The organism is Gordonia metallireducens (genome assembly GCF_021245825.1).
Classification (GTDB): domain Bacteria; phylum Actinomycetota; class Actinomycetes; order Mycobacteriales; family Mycobacteriaceae; genus Gordonia; species Gordonia namibiensis.
This window is the reverse complement of record NZ_JAJQJP010000039.1, coordinates 23,512-40,441: the sequence shown is the minus strand read 5'-3', so window position 1 is coordinate 40,441 and position 16,930 is coordinate 23,512. Positions and strand designations below refer to the sequence as shown.

Genomic DNA, 16,930 nt, shown 5'->3' with positions numbered 1-16,930 from the left:
CCGGACCGTCATGTCGTCGGGATGAACGCGAACAGCTTGCGGAGGCACATTCATCGAACACCCGTTCGACACGTTCAATATAGCTAGCGGTGCGCGTCTCTTCAAGGCGTGAGGCCGCGCCCGCATCCTTCTTCAACACCGACTCCCGCGACCCGATTCCGCGGAGCCCGCCACACCGAGAGGACAGTCACACCAGATGGTCGGAGAGCGCATGGCCGGGACGGTGCGGGCCCGCTCGATGAGCCCGGAGGCGATCCGACGTTGACGATCCGTCTGGTGAACCTCGGTGGTCAGGACTCCCGCGTGTGGCTGGAGCCCGCTCTCGACGTCTATGTGACCGCGATGGGGTATCCCCGCGGGACCGAGGTGCACCGGGCGTCGCTGTGGCGTGAACACATCGCCCGGCCGGGCTGGCGCGCGGTCGGCGCGGTCGCCACCCTGCCCCCGCACGAGGCACAGTCGATGCCGACGTCCCGGCGCCGGGTCGGACCGCCGGTGGGTACGTGCCCCGACGACGTCCTGGTCGGCATCGCCTACGGCTACACCGGCGCGACCGGGCAGTGGTGGAACCAGCAACTCCGGCTCGGGCTGCGGCAGACGGGACGCTCCCCCGCGGACATCGAGATGATCGCCCGGGACTACTTCGAGCTGACCGAGCTCCACGTCCACCCCACCGCACAGGGGCGCGGCATCGGGCAGTTGCTGCTGGCGCGGCTGCTCGCCGAGCGACCCGAACGCCATGTGCTGCTGTCGACGCCGGAGATCCCCGCCGAGCAGAACCGGGCCTGGTCGCTGTATCGGCGGATGGGTTTCTCGGATGTGCTCCGGCATTTCACCTTCACCGGCGACCCCCGTCCGTTCGCGTTCCTCGGCCGTCCGCTGCCGCTGAACCTGCAACCGCCGCCCCCCGGTCCGCCACAATCTGGATGATGGAGGGCGTGGCACAGACAACGACGACAGCGCACGACACGGAACACGCATGAGCGGGCACGGGGAGCGGCGCGACGCGGTTGTCGTCGGCGGCGGCCACAACGGCCTCATCGCCGCGGCCTACCTCGCGAAGGCCGGACGCGACGTCGAGGTCTTCGAGCGCGACGAGATCCCCGGCGGTGCGGTGTCGACCGTCGAACGTTTCCCCGGGTACCGCATCGATCGCGGTTCCTCGGCGCACCTGATGATCCGGCACTCCCCTGTTCTCGACGACCTCGACCTCGCCTCGCACGGACTCCGCTACGTCGACTGCGACCCCTGGGCCTTCGTGCCGGCGACCGACACGGCGCCGGCGATCGTCTTCCGGACCGACCTCGACGCGACCTGCGCCTCCATCGAACGGGCATGCGGCGCAAAGGATGCCGCGGCGTACCGGCAGTTCGTCGAGACCTGGACGCCGCGGGCGCGGGCCGTCATGGACGCCTTCTACCGACCTGCGTCGATGGGACAGTTCGGGCGGGCGTTCGGCGGTCTCGGGTCGACGGCCACCACCGAACGCACCGGCCTGATCGGACGCCGCAGCGGCGCGATGATGAACCTCACCGCCGAACTCATGACGTCCGGCGACTCGCTCCTCGACCGCTACTTCGACTCCGAACAGCTCAAGGCCGGGCTCGCCTGGTTCGGCGCGCAGTCGGGACCGCCGATGAATGCGCCCGGCACCGCGCCGATGGTCGGGTTCGCCGCCCTGATGCATCTCATCCCACCCGGCCGCGCGATCGGCGGCAGCGGTGCGCTGACCGATGCGCTCGTCCACCGCATCGGCGCCGACGACGGCCGGATCGTGTGCGGGGACCCGGCCGTCTCGATCACCCGGTGCGGTGACCACTGGCGGGTGCAGACCGAATCCGGCGAGCGTCGGTGTACGCCCACGGTGATCAACGCCTGCCACGTCCTGGCGACCCTGGATCTGTTGGCGGCGGGCGGTTTCGACGCCGGGGCCATCGACCGCTGGCGGCGCGACATCGTCGTCGGCAGCGGGATCGGGATGGCGGTACGCCTCGGCACGACCGCACTACCCGCCTACCGCGACCTCCCCGACGACCTGCCCGCCCACGGCGTCCACTCCGCCCTCGGTCTGCTGGTGACCGACCGTGCACACCTGGTCCGCGCGCACGCCGCCGCGGCGGTGGGTTCACTGCCTCCGCGGCCCGCCGTCGTGGCGATGAGCTTCTCGGCGATCGACCCCAGCCTCGCCCCGGAGGGCAGACACGCCATCAACCTGTGGGCGCAGTGGCATCCGTACCGGCTCGCAACCGCCGCCGGGGGCGACTGGTCGACGCTGGGTGCGCAGGCAGCCGCAGCGGTGTGCGACGAGGTCGACCGCCATGCACCGGGTTTCGCGGAGTCCATCGCCCACCGGTACATCCAGACCCCCGAGGACCTCGAGTCCGAACTCGGGCTGATCGGCGGCAACATCATGCATGTCGAGATGTCGATCGACCAGATGTTCATGTGGCGACCGACCCCGGATCTGGCCGGTCATCGCGTCCCCGGCGCCGAGGGGCTGTTCCTGGCCGGGGCGTCGACGCATCCGGGCGGCGGGGTGACGGGCGCGAGCGGTTACATCGCGGGCCACGCTGCCCTACGTGGGAGACGTCTGTTCGGCTGAGCGTCGGAGACGTGTGTTCGCTGAGCGTCGGAGACAGGTGTTCGGCTGAGTGTCTGGCACGATGAGCAGCGTGCGATTGTCGAATCCCGAGCAGGGTGCACCGAAGTCCTCCCGCGGTCAGTCCCGACACCGCCGGCTGATGCCGGTGGCGGTGGCTATCGTGGCTCTCCTCCTGTCGCCGCTGATGGCCGGCTGTCTGGAGCGTTCGACGACGGTGGGCGATCGGTATTCGGGCAGTGTCATCGTCGCGACGTCCCCGGACAATCCCCGTGGCGCCCCGCAGCTGGATCTCCCCGAGTCGATGATGGGGCAGGTCTCGGTGACCGAGTACAAGGAGACGCCCGAGGAGGAGTCGGACTCCGCCGACGGTGACGACAAGGGTGCCGGGGGCGACAAGCCCGAGGAGGCCGTCACCCGCGTGGGCAGCCGCGCGAGTTTCTCCGATCTCACCGCTGGCCAGTTCGGCCAGCTCGGCGACATCATCGCCGACGCCTACGGCGAGACCTCGCTGACGATGGACCTCACCGCCAAGCGCAGCGGCGAGGTGGTCCGATTCCGCGGTGACACCGACCTGTCCGAGCTCATCCCGGGTCGCGACTTCGTCCAGCTGACGGTCACCTTCGGCGGGCCGGTGACGGCGACCAACGGTGACCAGGTCGGCGAGTCGACGGTCACCTGGACCCCGGCTCCGGGCGAGCCGTCGGACTTCACCGCCGACGCCACCTACCCGGACCCCGCGACCGCCGCGGTCAGCAGCTGGTCCTGGTTCGTCGCCATCGTGTGCCTGATCGCGGTGCTGGTCATCGCGCGGATCGCCTACGCGAAGCGGTACCGCGGCCCGCGCCCGGGACGACCGGTCGCCACCAACACCGCGCCGTCGACCCTGTCGGGTGAGGGCCTCTCGGCGGCCGCCGACCCGAAGGCCGCGAAGGCGACCGAGAACAGTTAGGAAGCCGCGACCGACCGGCGCGTCAGGCGGGGACGTGCAGCGCGGCGTCGACGTCCACACCGAGGCGGCCGAGCACCTCTGAGGTCGCCTTGGCGAAGTTGAGGCTGCAGAAATGCAGGCACGGTGCGCCCTCGGCGATGAGCCGTTCCGCGGTCTCGGTGGCGAAGTCGATGCCGACGGCGCGAACCGACGCACGATCCTCCTCGGGACCGTCACCGGCGGCCTTGGTGAACCGCTCGATCACCGTGGGCGGGATCACCGAACCGGACAGTTCGGCCATGCGCTTGATGCTGGCCAGCGAGGTCACCGGCATGATGCCCGGGATGATCGGCTTGGCACCCTGCTCGGGGTCGGCGGCCTGCACCCGGTCGCGGAGTCGGAGGTAGTCCTCGACGTCGAAGAACATCTGGGTGATCGAGTACTCGGCGCCCGCGCGCAGCTTGTTCACCAGGTTGCGGGTGTCGTGCTCGAGGTCGGGGGCACGGTGGTGGCCCTCCGGGAACGACGCCACGCCGACGTGGAAGTCGCCGAGGGTGTCGATCAGGTGGACCAGCTCCTCGGCGTACTCGACGCCCTCGGGATGGGCGATCCACTCCCCGAGCGGATCGCCCGGCGGGTCGCCGCGCAGCGCGAGGATGTTGGCGATGCCCTGATCGGCGTACGCGCCGACGAGCGCCCGCAGCTCGGCGATGCTGTGGTTGACCGCGGTCAGGTGCGCCACCGGGAGCAGCGTGGTCTGGGCGGCGAGTTCGCCGGTGATGCGGACCGTGCGGTCGCGCGTCGAACCGCCTGCGCCGTAGGTCATCGACACGAAGGCCGGGGACAACCGCTCGAAGATCCGCACCGCGCGCCACAGGCGGGCCTCGCCTTCGGCGTCGCGCGGCGGCATGAACTCGACAGAGAACGGCACCGGTCCACGGTGCGGGGCGGACAGGCGTTCGACGATCGAGGGTGCCGGAGCGATTGGGGTCACCCGAACAGTGTAGAGAGCGATTCGCATAGCCTGGCAGGGTGACCTCCGCCTCCCCCACGCCGACCTCGCTCGATGCGGTCCCGGCGGCCGTCGAGACCGAATTGCGCAGTTTCTTCGACGTCGCGGTGCCCGCCGCGACCGAGATCGCCCCGGTTGTCGGCACCGCGGCCGAACTGGTCCGGGACTTCGTCCTGCAGGGCGGCAAGCGCATCCGGCCGGTCTTCGCCTTCGCCGGATGGCGGTGCGGCATGACCGAATCGGGTCGCGCCGAGGCCGATCCGGCGTCGAACGTCGGTCGTGAGGCCCGCGACGCGCTGCGGGTGGGCGCGGCCCTCGAACTCGTGCAGGCGTGCGCCCTCATCCACGACGACATCATCGATCAGTCCGACACCCGGCGCGGGCACCCGACGCTGCATCGTGTCTTCCAGTCGCGCCATGCCGCCGCCTCCTGGGCCGGCGACGCCGCCGACCACGGGGTGGCCGCCGCGATCCTGGCCGGCGACCTCGCGCTCGCGTGGGCCGACGACCTCGTGCACGATCATCGGCCGGGGGTTACGGCGGGCACCGTCGAGTACCGGGCGCTCCCGCCCGCCGTCGGCGCGACCTGGGCGGCGATGCGCACCGAGGTGCTCGGCGGCCAGTTCCTCGACATCGTCAACGAGGCGAGCGGCGACGACTCGGCCGCCGCCGCGTATCGCGTGATGGAGTTCAAGACCGCCGCCTACACGGTGGCCCGCCCGCTCGAGCTCGGCGCACGTCTCGCAGGTGCGTCGGAGGATCTGGTCGCGACGCTGCGGAAGATCGGGCACGACCTCGGTATCGCGTTCCAGCTGCGCGACGACCAGCTCGGCGTCTTCGGCAACCCCGAGCGGACGGGTAAACCCTCGGGTGACGACCTGGTCTCGGGTAAGCGCACCGCCCTGCTGGCCACCGCCCTGCGTCGCGCCGACGACTCCGACCCCGCTCTCGGGAACCGTTTGCGGGACTTCATCGGACGCCCACTCGACGAGAACGAACTGGGCTCCGCGCGAGGGCTTCTCGTCGACGTGGGAGCGGTCGCCGAGATGGAGGAGCAGATCGACGATCTCCTCGGCGCCGCTCTCGGTGCACTCGACACCGCCGACATCGGCGACGACATCCGCAGCGAACTCACTGCGGTCGCCCACCGGACCGCTCATCGCGAGGCGTGAACTCCGGCGTGAAGGCATCGACCCCGACGCCCGCACACACGGGCGTCCGTGACCGGACCGCACGCGGCGATCTGATCATCGGCGCGATCGGCGCGATCCTGGTCTGCGTGGGCAGTTTCGGCGTCGGCGACCCGCCCCGCAACACCACGACACTCGCCGACCTGGGACTCAGCTGGATCACCTACGGTCACGGCAAGAACCTCTTCGGCATCTTCTTCTGGCTCGGCGTCTTCTCCATGGTGTTCGCCTGGGTCCGACTCGGGCGTCGGATCGCCCGGGGTGCCACGGGCTCCCCGTCCGTCCGGACCCTGCAGCGGTGGCTGCTCGTCTGGGCGGCACCGCTGCTCGTGGCGGTGCCGGTCTACAGCCGCGACGTCTACGCCTACCTCGCGCAGGGGGCGGTTTTCGGCGCCGGGTTCAACCCCTACGCCGACGGCCCGGCCCACCACCCGGGTCCGCTCGTCGACAGCATGGCGACGGTCTGGGCCACCACCACCGCGCCGTACGGGCCGTTCACCATGGGTCTGCTGCGGGTCGTCACCGAGGTCACCGGCGACCACGCCGTCGCGGGCATCCTCGCCGTACGACTCGTCCTCCTACCCGGACTCTTCTTGTCCTTGTGGGCGATCCCACGGCTCGCACGGCATTTCGGCGCCTCACCGCAGGCGGGACTGTGGCTGGCGCTGTTCAACCCGATGGTCCTCATCCACCTCGTCGCGGGACCCCACGTCGAACTCCTGATGGCCGGCGTGCTGACCACCGGTGTCGTCCTGGTCGTGACCGGACGTCAGGTCGCCGGCACCGCGGTCCTCGCGCTCGCGGTGTCGATCAAGATCACCGCCGGGATAGCCGTTCCGTTCGTGCTGTGGATCTGGCTGTCCCACATACGGTCCCGCCGGCCGGTGACCGCCCGCGATGTCGTCGGCGTCTTCGCCGCGATCGTCGGCATCTCGGTCGCGGTGTTCGGACTGTGGACCCTGCTGGTGGGCCTCGGGTTCGGCTGGCTGACGGGACTGGGCTGGGCCGACGTGATCATCAACTGGTTCACGATCCCGACCTTCGTCGCCCATGTCGTCACGCTGGTCGCCGCACCGTTCGCCGCTCTGAATCTGCAACCGGTGCTGGAGATCACGCGTGCGATCGGGTCGGTGGTCCTCGCGGTCACGCTTGTCGCGCTGTGGTGGCGTCACCGGCGCGACGAGAGGGATGCGGTTGCCGGGATGGCGTGGGCGATGCTGGCCGTGCTCCTGCTCGAACCGTCCACGCTCCCCTGGTACTACACGTGGGCGCTGGCGATCGCGGTGGCGTTCACTCTTCCGCCGTGGGCGCGCGCGACCGTGGTCGGGGCGTCGACGTTCATGCTCATCGTCTTCCAGCCCGACGATGCGATCGTCTTCTACAAGCCCGTCGAGCTCACGCTGGCGTTCCTGCTCGCGGGACTCGCCGCCTGGTCGCTGCTACGTCCGGACCCGTTGCGGCTCGGCCGCTTCGGACGATGGGCCTGGGCCTCGGAACGTACGGGCACACCGGAGCACCCGGCGGCCGGCGAGGACGAGGTCAGAAAGCCTGAGCCTGCGCCCGGCGGATGACCTCGCGGGCGGAGTCGGTGTGCAGCGCCGCGGCCGGGTGGAGGTCGAGGTCTTCCTGCACGGTGAACAACCAGATCATCGCCTCGTCGCGGGTGTAACCGCCGTCGAGCAGGACCCCGACCAGACCGTAGAAGTGTTTGACCACGCCCTCGTCGTCGAAGAAGACCGCCGGGATGACCGGATGCCCACCGCGGGAGACGGCGAGCAGATTGTGGTCGCGGATGAGTGTGCGCACCCGGTTGGTGGACACCGCGAGCCGGTCGGCGACCTCGTCGACCGACAGCATCTCGACATCAGCGGACAGGGTGTCAGGCGACAACGGAATGGAACCCACGGAAAGAAGCGTAGCGGTAGAGGCGGGCACGATGAAACCGCCGATCTCCGCGCGCCCGACACCGGGGGCGGGTCACACGCGCCGATGACCCCGACGGCGTGGTCCTGCAGGTAGATTCAGCGGGGTGAACGCCCCCGTCGACCCGATGCTCGGGACCGTCCTCGAGGACCGGTACCGCATCGACGCACCCATCGCGAGGGGTGGCATGTCGGCGGTCTACCTCGGTGTCGACCTCCGGCTCGGGCGCGAGGTCGCGGTCAAGGTGATGGACTCCCGGTACTCGGGTGACCCGCAGTTCCTGCGCCGCTTCGAGTTCGAGGCGCGGGCGGTCGCCGGCCTCAAGCACCCCGGTCTCGTCGCGGTCTACGACCAGGGCATCGACAACGGCATCGCCTTCCTGGTCATGGAACTCGTCGACGGCGGCAGCCTGCGTGAACTCCTCCGCGAACGGGGCCCGATGCCGCCCCACGCGGTGGTTGCCGTCGCCGAACCCGTGCTCGGCGGCCTCGGGACCGCGCACGCGGCAGGCCTGGTCCACCGCGACGTCAAACCCGAGAACGTGCTGATCTCCGACGCCGGGGAGGTCAAGGTCGCCGACTTCGGACTCGTACGCGCCGTCGCCGAGGCCGGGGTCACCTCGGCCAGCGTCATCCTCGGTACCGCCGCCTACCTCTCCCCCGAGCAGGTCGAGTCCACCCACGCCGACGCCCGCAGCGACGTCTACTCCATGGGCGTGATGATGTTCGAATTGCTCACCGGCCGAACACCTTTCCACGGCGACTCACCGCTGTCGCTGGCCTACCAGCGGCTCACCTACGACGTTCCCGCGCCGGGCGACGTGATCGCCGGTGTCCCTACGGAGTTCGACGAGATCGTGCTGCGCGCGACCGAACGCAATCCGGCCGACCGATTCGCCGACGGCTTCGAGATGCAGCACGCGCTGCTCGCGGTCGCCGACGACCTCGACCTCCCGCCGTTCACGGTGCCCGCACCGAAGCGGTCCCGGGAGCGAGAGATGAAGTCGCGCTACCGCGCAGCCGGGCCGGTCGGCCACGACACCCGCGTCCAGTCGGCACCGGGACCGTACGAACCGGGATCGTCGACGCCGGATTCCCCCGCGGCACCGATCCGCCCGGTCGCCGGGGCCGGTGACGCGGACGGTCGCGCGGCGGCACGCGGGCGCGAGGACCGACCGGTTCCCCGTCGCCGAGACGCCGTCGATGCGCACGACCAGGACCCGCTCGAACCCGAACTCATCGGGGGCGGGCGCCTCGGCGCGGTCGTGTGGATTCTGTTGGTGCTGGTGATCGCCGTGGGTCTCGGCGCTGCCGGGTTCTGGGTCGGCAGCACCTATCTCACGATCGGCTGACCTCGACACGGACGGCAGAGCGCTGCTGGTCGAGTAACCGAGGAGCCTGCGACGAGGCGCACCCCATCGCTGGTCGAGTAACCGAGGAGCCTGCGACGAGGCGCACCCCATCGCTGGTCGAGTAGCCGAGGAGCCTGCGACGAGGCGACCCCCATCGCTGGTTGAGTAGCCGAGGAGCCTGCGACGAGGCGACCCCCATCGCTGGTTGAGTAGCCGAGGAGCCTGCGACGAGGCGTATCGAAACCACCTCGCCGCCAGGCCGAACCGTCAGCCGCGCAGCATCTCCGCCACGAGGAACGCCAGCTCCAGCGACTGCTGGGTGTTGAGGCGCGGGTCGCAGGCGGTCTCGTAGCGGCCGGCGAGGTCGAGGTCCGAGATCTCCTGTGCGCCACCGAGACATTCAGTGACGTCTTCACCGGTCAGCTCGACGTGCACGCCACCGGGATGGCTGCCGAGTGCGCGGTGGACCTCGAAGAAGCCCTGCACCTCGTCGACGATGCGGTCGAAGTGACGCGTCTTGAAGCCGGTCGACGCCTCGTGGGTGTTGCCGTGCATGGGGTCGCATTGCCAGATGACCTTGTGGCCGGTCGCCTCGACGGCGGCGACGATCGCCGGGAGCACCTCGCGTACCTTGCCGTTGCCCATGCGGGCGACGAGGGTCAGCCGGCCGGGAACGTTGTGCGGGTCGAGACGCTCGACGTATTCGACGGCCTGCTCGGGCGTCGTCGTCGGGCCGATCTTCACACCGATCGGGTTGCTGATCAGTTCGGCGAAGGCGATGTGCGCGCCGTCGAGCTGACGGGTGCGCTCACCGATCCACAGGAAGTGCGCGGACAGGTCGTAGAGGACCTTCTCCTGCGACTCCTTGTCCGGGGCGTCGGCGAGACGCAGCATGGCGCGCTCGTAGTCGAGGACGAGCGCTTCGTGCGAGGCGAAGATCGACGCCGAGTGAAGACTCGAGTCGGTGACGCCGCAGGCGTCCATGAACCGTAGGCCGCGGTCGATCTCGGAGGCCAGGGCCTCGTAGCGGGCGCCCGCAGGCGACGTCCGCACGAACTCGCGGTTCCAGTCGTGGACGCGGTGCAGGTCGGCCTCGGCCTGGGTCAGCGCCCGGACCAGGTTCATGGCGGCGGCGGCGTTCGCGTATGCGCGCACCAGACGCGACGGATCGTGCTGACGCACGGCCTCGTCGGCCGGGAAACCGTTGACCATGTCACCGCGGTACGACGGCAGACCGAGGGCGTCGACATTCGACGACCGCGGCTTCGCGTACTGACCGGCGATACGTGCGACCTTGACCACCGGCATGCTCGCGCCGTAGGTGAGGACGACGGCCATCTGCAGCAGGGTGCGGATGTTCGCCTTGATGTGGGGTTCGGTGTTGTCGGCGAAGGTCTCCGCGCAGTCACCGCCCTGCAGCAGGAAGGCGCGGCCCTCGGCCACGTCGGCCAGCTGCGCCGACAGCGACTGCACCTCGGCGGGCATGCAGATCGGTGGCACCGACTCCAGGACGGTGCGGATCTTGCGTGCTTCCTCGGCGGGCCAGCTCGGCTGTTGCAGCGCGGGGCGGCTCATCGCGTCGTCGAAACGCTCCTGGAGCCCACCGGGCAGCGGCGGCAGTTCGGGGAGTTCGTCGATAGGAACGTCTACGGTCCAGTTCACCACTGGTCCAGCGTAAAGCAGACTCCCCCGCGACTTACGCCGGGTCAGCCACGCGAGTCCAGACGGGCCTTCTCGATCGCCTCCCACCGGCGCAGGTTGTGCCGTGCATCGCTCAGTGCGTCGTGGGCGTCGGACGGCGCCGGCGGGAGCGGGGGACGCCCGGCGGCCTCCCAGTGCTGGCGGAGTTCCCGGGTGAAACGCGGGATCGGACGGGGCAGCGCGGTCATCGGACCCCACATCTGGCACATGACCACGTGGTCGTACGCGCCGATCCACGCCCACAGCTCGATGTCGGTCCCGTCCGCGGTGAGGAACTCGAGGAGGTCCTCGCGGATCCGGCGACGGTCCTTCCAGACCGGCGACGACGGCGACGGCAGCTTGGGCAACACGTTGGCCCGGACCCAGTCACCGGCGCGGCCGGGGTCGAACTCGGTGGACACCGCATAGAACTCACGGCCGTCCTCGCCGACGACCCCGATCGAGACCAGCTCGATGGTGTTTCCGTCCTCGATGAACTCCGAGTCGTAGAAGAACCGCATGGGGACAGTATTCACATACGCCGATCGCGCACTCCCCGGACTCCCTCGACCCGTTCCGCCCACGCGCCGGGGTGACGCACGTTTGGCCATTGCCGTCCTTTGCTGGCTACCCTGGTAATTCGTGCGCTCCAGGTCTGTGCTGGCGACCGCTTTCCTGGCGGCGTCGATCATCGCGCGGCTCGTCTGGGACACGCTGACCGTGAACGGCAGGAACTTCGTGGACCTGCACGTTTACCGCGACGGTTCGGCGGGTCTCGCCGACGGGTCGCTCTATTTGTTCACCTATTCCGGTGAGACCGACTTCGCGCTCCCCTTCACCTATCCGCCGTTCGCGGCGGTGGTCCTCTATCCTCTGTCGCTGATCCCGTGGGACGTCGTGGCGATCGGCTGGCAGCTCGCGACCTTCGCCGCGCTCTACGCGTGTGTGGTCCTTTCGCTGCGGCTGTGCGGCCGCACCACCGACGTTCACGCGCTCGCCGCGCTGTGGACCGCACCGGCGATCTGGTGCGAACCGGTCCGGGTGACCCTGGACTACGGCCAGATCAACGTCTTCCTCATGTTGGGCACCCTGCTGGCGATCTCGTGGGCCCGCCGCGCCGACGGGTCGCCGAACGAACGCGGCGTGCTCGCGGGCGGCGCGCTAATCGGTCTGATGGCCGGCATCAAGCTCACCCCGGCCATCACCGGCCTCTGGTACCTCGCTGTCCGCAAACCCTGGGGCGCGCTGTCGGCGGCGTTCGCCTTCGTCCTCACAGTCCTTGGCTGCCTGCTGCTCTTCCCGGAGGTCACCCGGACCTACTACGGGACCCTCTTCGGCGACGCGGAACGAATCGGTCCCGTGGAGGCGGTCATCAACCAGAGTCTGCGCGGAACACTGTCGCGGTTCGTCGGCTTCGACGTCGGCACCGGCTGGATCTGGTTCGTCGGCGTCGTGGTCTCCACCGTCGTCGTCGTGTTCACCTGGCGCGCGGTCTCCGACGCACTGGGCGTCTTGCTCGTCGTGCAGTTCTTCGGGCTGCTGATCTCGCCGATCTCCTGGGTCCACCACTGGGTCTGGGTCGTCCCGCTGGGTGTCTGGCTGGTCCACGGGGCCGGCGCACGACGCCCCGGCGCCCGCGCGATCCTCGGTATGTGGCTCGTGGTCGCCGGGCTCGGCATCCCATGGGTCCTGCGCGTCCTCATCGAGTACGGCCCCGTGCCCCCTGCCGCCGTCGAGGCCGTGCTCGGCGCGGCCTGGACGATCGCCACCTTCGCGACGATGGGCTGGATGATCGCCACCCGCTCCGCGCGCGGCGCCGATGTGCCCGACGACCGCCCGAAGGACGTCGTCGCCGCGGCCGTCGTCGACGCCGGCCGGGTGCTGCTCGCCCAGCGCGCCCATCCGGTCGAACTCGCCGGCAAGTGGGAACTCCCCGGCGGACGGGTCGAAGCCGGCGAAACCCATGCCGCCGCACTCGTCCGGGAGATCCGTGAGGAACTCGGCGCCGAGGTGGAGGCGAGCGACGCCGTGGGCAAGCCGGTGACGCTGCCCAACGGTCTCGTCCTGCACGCCTACCGCGCACGTCTCCGCGCCGGTACCCCGGCCGCACTGGAACACCTCGATCTGCAGTGGTTCACCGCCGACGACCTCCGGAGCCTGGACCTCGACGACGTCGTCCCCGCCGATCGCGACTGGATTCCCGAACTGTGCATCATCCTCGACGAGGCGAGGGTCGGCGAAGCGGGTTAGAGCTTCTCCGGCGCCGGGCTCGGGTTCATTGCTGCCGAGGTCCCCACTGCTGGCTGAGGTGCGAGGAGCGCAAGCGACGAGCCACGAAGTCCTGGTGAGCTGCGTCGCCATCCCTTCGTGGCTCGCTTCGCTCGCCCCTCAGGGAGCAGAGCCTGGCTTCACTCGCACCCGAAGTACCCGCGGCCGGTGAACCGGCCGTCGTGAGGGTCGAACGGGTCCGCTCCCTGAGAAGCGCCCAGATCCCGACTGCCGAACCTCAACTCGACCGGTAGACGTCGATCGAAGTCTGCGGGTCGGGTTGATGTCGACCGGTAGTCAGGTGTCGTTCGGCGAATCAAGCAGCAGCGTCGGTCGCCGGCGACTCGACCTCGGGAGCCTTGTTCTTGAGGCTTGCGGCGTAGACGTCGACGTACTGCTGGCCGGAGAGCTGCATGAGCTCGTACATGATCTCGTCGGTGACGGCACGCTCGATGTAGCGGTTGCCCTCCATGCCCTCGTAGCGGGAGAAGTCGAGGGGCTTGCCGATGCGGACGGTGACCTTGGTTGGGCGCGGGAGGATCGACCCGGGCGGGTTGAACTTGTGGGTGTCGATCATGGCGACCGGGATGACCGGCACACCGGTGTCCATCGCCAGGCGCGCGAGACCGGTCTTGCCCTTGTACAGGCGGCCGTCGGGTGAGCGGGTGCCCTCCGGGTACATGCCCATCAGTTTGCCGTTGTCGAGCTGGCGGCGGGCAGCGGTCAAAGCGCCCTCGGCGGCGGCAGCGCCCGATCGGTCGATGGGGATCTGTCCGACAGCTGTGAAGAACCAGCGCTGGAAGGCGCCCTTGAGTCCGGTGCCGGTGAAGTACTCGCTCTTGGCGAGGAAGTAGATGCGGCGGTCGACCATCAGCGGCAGGAAGAAGCTGTCCATGACGGCCAGGTGGTTGCTGGCGAGGATCGCGGGCCCGTCGGTCGGGATGTTCTCATGACCTTCGATGGTCGGGCGCCCGAGGACGCGGAGGAACGGTCCCAGGAAGATGTACTTGAACGCCCAGTACCACATGAGACTCTCCTCGCCGCGCCACTTACTCGACCCGATGTCGCTGTCGACATCGGACCCCCACTGCCGGAACCACTCACCTCTCGGCCCCGACATCAAGACCATACCTGCGTCGGACCGTACCGAATGTCCCGGTTTCGTCAGCGGGCGACCGACGGCGGCGATGACTGACTCGCCGCGGCCCGAAGCCCTTGGCGCGCAACCTCGGCCGCTCCGACGACACCGGCCGTCTCGCCGAGCTGGGTGCCGCGGATGCGGGCCAGCTGGCGGTGGCCGGCACCGGTGACCTGTCGGGCGTAGTGTTCGCGGGCCTCGTCGAGGAACAGGCCCGACGCCGCGCCGACGCCACCGGCCAGGACGATCAGGTCGGGGTCGAAGATGTCGGCGATCATCGCCAGCCCCTGCCCCAGGGACGTCGCGAACCGGGCGAACGCCGCCAGGGCCACGGCGTCACCGTCGGCGGCCGCACCGGCGACCCGGCGTCCGGTGAGCGAACCGGGGTCGGCGGCCACGTCGGCGGCGAGCTGACTGCGTCCCCAGTCGCCGTTGAGGGGTGCACCGTCGGCCAGCAATTCGACCACGGTGTCGACCAATGCCGTTCCGCTGCAATAGCGTTCCCAGCAGCCGCGTTTCCCGCAGGCGCAGGCGCGCCCGTTGGGGACGATCGTGAGGTGCCCGAGTTCCGGCGCGACGCCGTAGCTCCCGCGGTAGATCTCGCCGTCGATGACAAAGCCCGCGCCGATGCCGGTCCCGATGGCCAGCACCACCGTGTTGTGTCCGCGGGCGGCGGCTCCGAACCGGACCTCCGCGACTGCGGCCGCGTTGGCGTCGTGTTCGGCGAACACCGGGATTCCGACGCGTCGGGTCATGTCCTCGGCCACCGGGGCCTCACGCCACGGCAGATGAGGTGCGAACCGGACGATGCTGCGGTCGGTGGTGAGGAAGCCGGCGATCGCGAGCCCGACGGCCTTCGCGTCCCAGCGCGAGGTCAGTTCGCCGACGAGGCGGTCCAGACAGTGTTCGAGGGCCTCGACGGTCGACGGGGTCTGGGCGCGCAGGGTGTCGAGCATCGTGCCGCGGTCGTCGACCACCGATGCCCGCACGCTCGTGCCGCCGATGTCGATGCCGATCGTCAGCTCACCCATCACTGCTCCTCGTCGGACCCGGTGTGTGCGTCGGAGCGTCGGGAACTGTTGATCCGGACCGCGATCGGCTCGTAGTGCCGGGGTTCGGAAACCGTGCTGGGCGCGGACCGCAACGCCTCGGCGATGGCCTCGAGGACGGCGATGACCGCTGCGAGGAGCCGGGCGACGAGGTCGCCGATCTCGCTCAGCAGCGAACTGATCTCGCCCGATGCGCCCGCCAGTGCGTGGCCGACGGGGCCGTCGGTGCCGAACGCGGCGGCATAGCCGGAGGCCGCGGCGGTCGCTTCCTGCCGGCCACCTGCGAAGAGGGCCGCCAGCGCGTCGATCTGATTGGCCAGTCCGAGCAGCAGGTCCCGGACCGGGTCGCCCTGCGCAGCACCGCGGTCGTCACGACCGGGCCCGTCACCCTGTGACGTCCCCTCGTCCGTGCCCATTCGCGTTCTCTCCCCTCGCCGCTGATACCCGGAGGCCTCATGCCGCTGGCTCCCGCCACCATAGGTGGACGGGCGTCCCAGCACCGTACCGTGTGGCCGCCGACCGTGTGATCCACGAGTCCGTGGTCTCCACGAGCCGGGCGGTCTTCGAACGTACCCGGTGGCCGCGCGAGGCCGATTACCGGCGCGGCCAGACGGCGGGGTCGGGTACGAAGCCGACGATCAGCCGCCCGTCCTCCCACTCCGCGTCGACAACGGTGCACCGGCGCAACACCGACGGCAGGCGCACCGGGTGGCGGAAGCCGGAGATCGTCACCAGGAGGTCGTCGCCACTGCGTCCGAGGGCCAGCGAATCGGGTTCGGGCAGGCGCTGCGGCCACGACAACCGGAATGCGGTCTCCGTGCCGGGCACGGTCTCCACGGCCGACGCGGCCGAACCGCGCGCGATGCCGTGTGGATCGGGCAGCCGGACCGCGAGCTTGCGCAGCCGTGCCATGCGATCGATCGTGTCCGCGGACCGGTCCACCAGGGCCACCCGCACACCGCGGTTGCCGCCGGGATCGTCGAGCAACCCCTCGACATGTGCGGCGAGTTCGTCCGGGGACTCCGCGCCCACCCCACGGTTCACCTGGACCGACGCCAGCGGCAGTCCCATGACGTCGGCACCGGCGACATAGTGCTCCGCGAGGCGGCGGGCACGGTCGTCGGCACCGAGGACAAGGTGGACAGCCACCGCGTGCGCGTCGGAGAACAGCTCGGCGACATCGGCACAGTCGCGATCGATGGCGTCGACGGCGGCGGTCAGCGGGGCCATCACCGGCCGCTCGGACGCCGTTGCGAGGCGCCGATGCCGTGGCCAGAAGCGGTTGAGCGCCTGGCTCAGCACCGATCCCCCGCGCAGGAACTGCAGCGGGTCGCCACATCCCGAGCAGTCGACGATGATCCGTTGCCACCGACCGCTCGTCGCCTCGTCGCGGATGCGACGCAGCAGCAGGAAGTCGTCGAGGCCCGGGAGCGAGGTGAGCTCCGCGGCGTCGATGCCGGAGAGCGTTCCCACCCCGGGGAGAACAGCTTTGCTGCGACCTGCGGTGTGCTCGAGGACGTCGACGAACGCCGACCAGGTCCGCTCGGTCAGATCCAGGCGGTCGAGGGTCAGCAGGTGGAGGAACTTGGAGACCGCCACCGGCTCCCCGGGCTGCCGGTAGACCCGGGCCCAGTCGTGCACCGGCGACCAGCGGTCGACCGTGATGAGCAGCGTGTGCTGCTCCGGCCGGGTGACGGCGTGACGAGAATCCCGAGGCGTGCTGGGCCGCTGGGAGGCCGCCGCGGCGGCGACAGCGGAGACACCGGAGCCTCCCGGACCGAGCACCACA

15 protein-coding genes are annotated in these 16,930 nt (G+C 70.0%); 7 read left to right on the top strand and 8 right to left on the bottom strand.

All coding sequences use genetic code 11. From position 1 onward, the window contains the following. The first annotated feature begins 261 nt into the window (after window positions 1-261). From LQD00_RS16145 to LQD00_RS16135, 3 genes are all read left to right on the top strand, one after another. The gene (locus LQD00_RS16145) at window positions 262-930 is read left to right on the top strand and encodes a GNAT family N-acetyltransferase (protein ID WP_232718173.1); all 669 of its coding nucleotides are present in this window, start codon (window positions 262-264) and stop codon (window positions 928-930) included. 49 nt (window positions 931-979) lie between these two features. Then, window positions 980-2,602 (top strand): phytoene desaturase family protein, encoded by a 1,623-nt coding sequence (locus tag LQD00_RS16140; protein WP_232718172.1) that lies wholly within the window; start codon window positions 980-982, stop codon window positions 2,600-2,602. A gap of 61 nt (window positions 2,603-2,663) precedes the next feature. Next, a complete protein-coding gene (locus LQD00_RS16135; RefSeq protein WP_232718171.1) occupies window positions 2,664-3,551 on the top strand; it encodes an LppM family (lipo)protein in 888 nt (295 codons plus the stop codon). A 22-nt stretch (window positions 3,552-3,573) separates the two neighbouring features. On the opposite strand, the gene LQD00_RS16130 is transcribed toward LQD00_RS16135, so the two are convergent. Continuing rightward, entirely contained in the window at window positions 3,574-4,551 is a 978-nt protein-coding gene (locus LQD00_RS16130; RefSeq protein WP_232718170.1) for a methylenetetrahydrofolate reductase, read from the bottom strand. Between the two features lie 11 nt (window positions 4,552-4,562). Between LQD00_RS16130 and LQD00_RS16125 the strand changes: the two genes are divergently transcribed. Both LQD00_RS16125 and LQD00_RS16120 read left to right on the top strand, forming a co-directional pair. Beyond that, entirely contained in the window at window positions 4,563-5,714 is a 1,152-nt protein-coding gene (locus LQD00_RS16125) for a polyprenyl synthetase family protein (protein ID WP_232718169.1), read from the top strand. Beyond that, complete coding sequence (locus LQD00_RS16120) at window positions 5,711-7,303, top strand: alpha-(1->6)-mannopyranosyltransferase A (protein ID WP_232718168.1); 1,593 nt, start codon at window positions 5,711-5,713, stop codon at window positions 7,301-7,303. The genes LQD00_RS16125 and LQD00_RS16120 overlap by 4 nt, the downstream gene beginning before the upstream one ends. Here the strand turns inward: LQD00_RS16120 and LQD00_RS16115 are convergent. After that, window positions 7,272-7,637, bottom strand: a complete 366-nt coding sequence (locus LQD00_RS16115; protein ID WP_232718167.1) for an Rv2175c family DNA-binding protein — start codon at window positions 7,635-7,637, stop codon at window positions 7,272-7,274. The two genes, LQD00_RS16120 and LQD00_RS16115, sit on opposite strands and share 32 nt — an antisense overlap. Before the next feature lie 124 nt (window positions 7,638-7,761). Between LQD00_RS16115 and LQD00_RS16110 the strand changes: the two genes are divergently transcribed. Next, complete coding sequence (locus LQD00_RS16110) at window positions 7,762-9,006, top strand: protein kinase domain-containing protein (protein WP_232718166.1); 1,245 nt, start codon at window positions 7,762-7,764, stop codon at window positions 9,004-9,006. A 267-nt stretch (window positions 9,007-9,273) separates the two neighbouring features. Here the strand turns inward: LQD00_RS16110 and LQD00_RS16105 are convergent, their stop codons facing one another. After that, window positions 9,274-10,671, bottom strand: a complete 1,398-nt coding sequence (locus LQD00_RS16105) for a class II 3-deoxy-7-phosphoheptulonate synthase (protein ID WP_232718165.1) — start codon at window positions 10,669-10,671, stop codon at window positions 9,274-9,276. Between the two features lie 41 nt (window positions 10,672-10,712). Further along, window positions 10,713-11,207, bottom strand: coding sequence for a polyadenylate-specific 3'-exoribonuclease AS (locus tag LQD00_RS16100; RefSeq protein WP_232718164.1), 495 nt, complete (start codon window positions 11,205-11,207; stop codon window positions 10,713-10,715). 136 nt (window positions 11,208-11,343) lie between these two features. Between LQD00_RS16100 and LQD00_RS16095 the strand changes: the two genes are divergently transcribed. Then, on the top strand, window positions 11,344-12,936 hold the full coding sequence (locus LQD00_RS16095) for a glycosyltransferase 87 family protein (protein WP_308195990.1): 1,593 nt from the start codon (window positions 11,344-11,346) through the stop codon (window positions 12,934-12,936). A 334-nt stretch (window positions 12,937-13,270) separates the two neighbouring features. Here the strand turns inward: LQD00_RS16095 and LQD00_RS16090 are convergent, their stop codons facing one another. The 4 genes from LQD00_RS16090 to LQD00_RS16075 all read right to left on the bottom strand — a co-directional run bounded on the left by LQD00_RS16090 (window position 13,271) and on the right by LQD00_RS16075 (window position 16,929). Next, window positions 13,271-13,981 carry a lysophospholipid acyltransferase family protein gene (locus LQD00_RS16090; protein WP_232718199.1) on the bottom strand — a complete coding sequence of 237 codons (711 nt, stop codon included), beginning with the start codon at window positions 13,979-13,981 and terminating at the stop codon, window positions 13,271-13,273. A 137-nt stretch (window positions 13,982-14,118) separates the two neighbouring features. Next, window positions 14,119-15,123 carry an ROK family protein gene (locus LQD00_RS16085; protein WP_232718162.1) on the bottom strand — a complete coding sequence of 335 codons (1,005 nt, stop codon included), beginning with the start codon at window positions 15,121-15,123 and terminating at the stop codon, window positions 14,119-14,121. Beyond that, complete coding sequence (locus tag LQD00_RS16080; protein WP_232718161.1) at window positions 15,123-15,557, bottom strand: hypothetical protein; 435 nt, start codon at window positions 15,555-15,557, stop codon at window positions 15,123-15,125. Before LQD00_RS16080 ends, LQD00_RS16085 begins: the two co-directional genes overlap by 1 nt. Window positions 15,558-15,735: 178 nt before the next feature. After that, on the bottom strand, window positions 15,736-16,929 hold the full coding sequence (locus LQD00_RS16075) for an ArsA family ATPase (protein WP_232718160.1): 1,194 nt from the start codon (window positions 16,927-16,929) through the stop codon (window positions 15,736-15,738). Between the last annotated feature and the right edge of the window lies 1 nt (window position 16,930).

Bases quoted from the DNA above. Each gene is read 5' to 3' on its own strand.
- LQD00_RS16140 (WP_232718172.1), top strand. From the start codon at position 980: ATGAGCGGGCACGGGGAGCGGCGCGACGCGGTTGTCGTCGGCGGCGGC.
- LQD00_RS16135 (WP_232718171.1), top strand. From the start codon at position 2,664: ATGAGCAGCGTGCGATTGTCGAATCCCGAGCAGGGTGCACCGAAGTCC.
- LQD00_RS16130 (WP_232718170.1), bottom strand. From the start codon at position 4,551: ATGCGAATCGCTCTCTACACTGTTCGGGTGACCCCAATCGCTCCGGCA.
- LQD00_RS16100 (WP_232718164.1), bottom strand. From the start codon at position 11,207: ATGCGGTTCTTCTACGACTCGGAGTTCATCGAGGACGGAAACACCATC.
- LQD00_RS16090 (WP_232718199.1), bottom strand. From the start codon at position 13,981: ATGTGGTACTGGGCGTTCAAGTACATCTTCCTGGGACCGTTCCTCCGC.
- LQD00_RS16085 (WP_232718162.1), bottom strand. From the start codon at position 15,123: ATGGGTGAGCTGACGATCGGCATCGACATCGGCGGCACGAGCGTGCGG.
- LQD00_RS16080 (WP_232718161.1), bottom strand. From the start codon at position 15,557: ATGGGCACGGACGAGGGGACGTCACAGGGTGACGGGCCCGGTCGTGAC.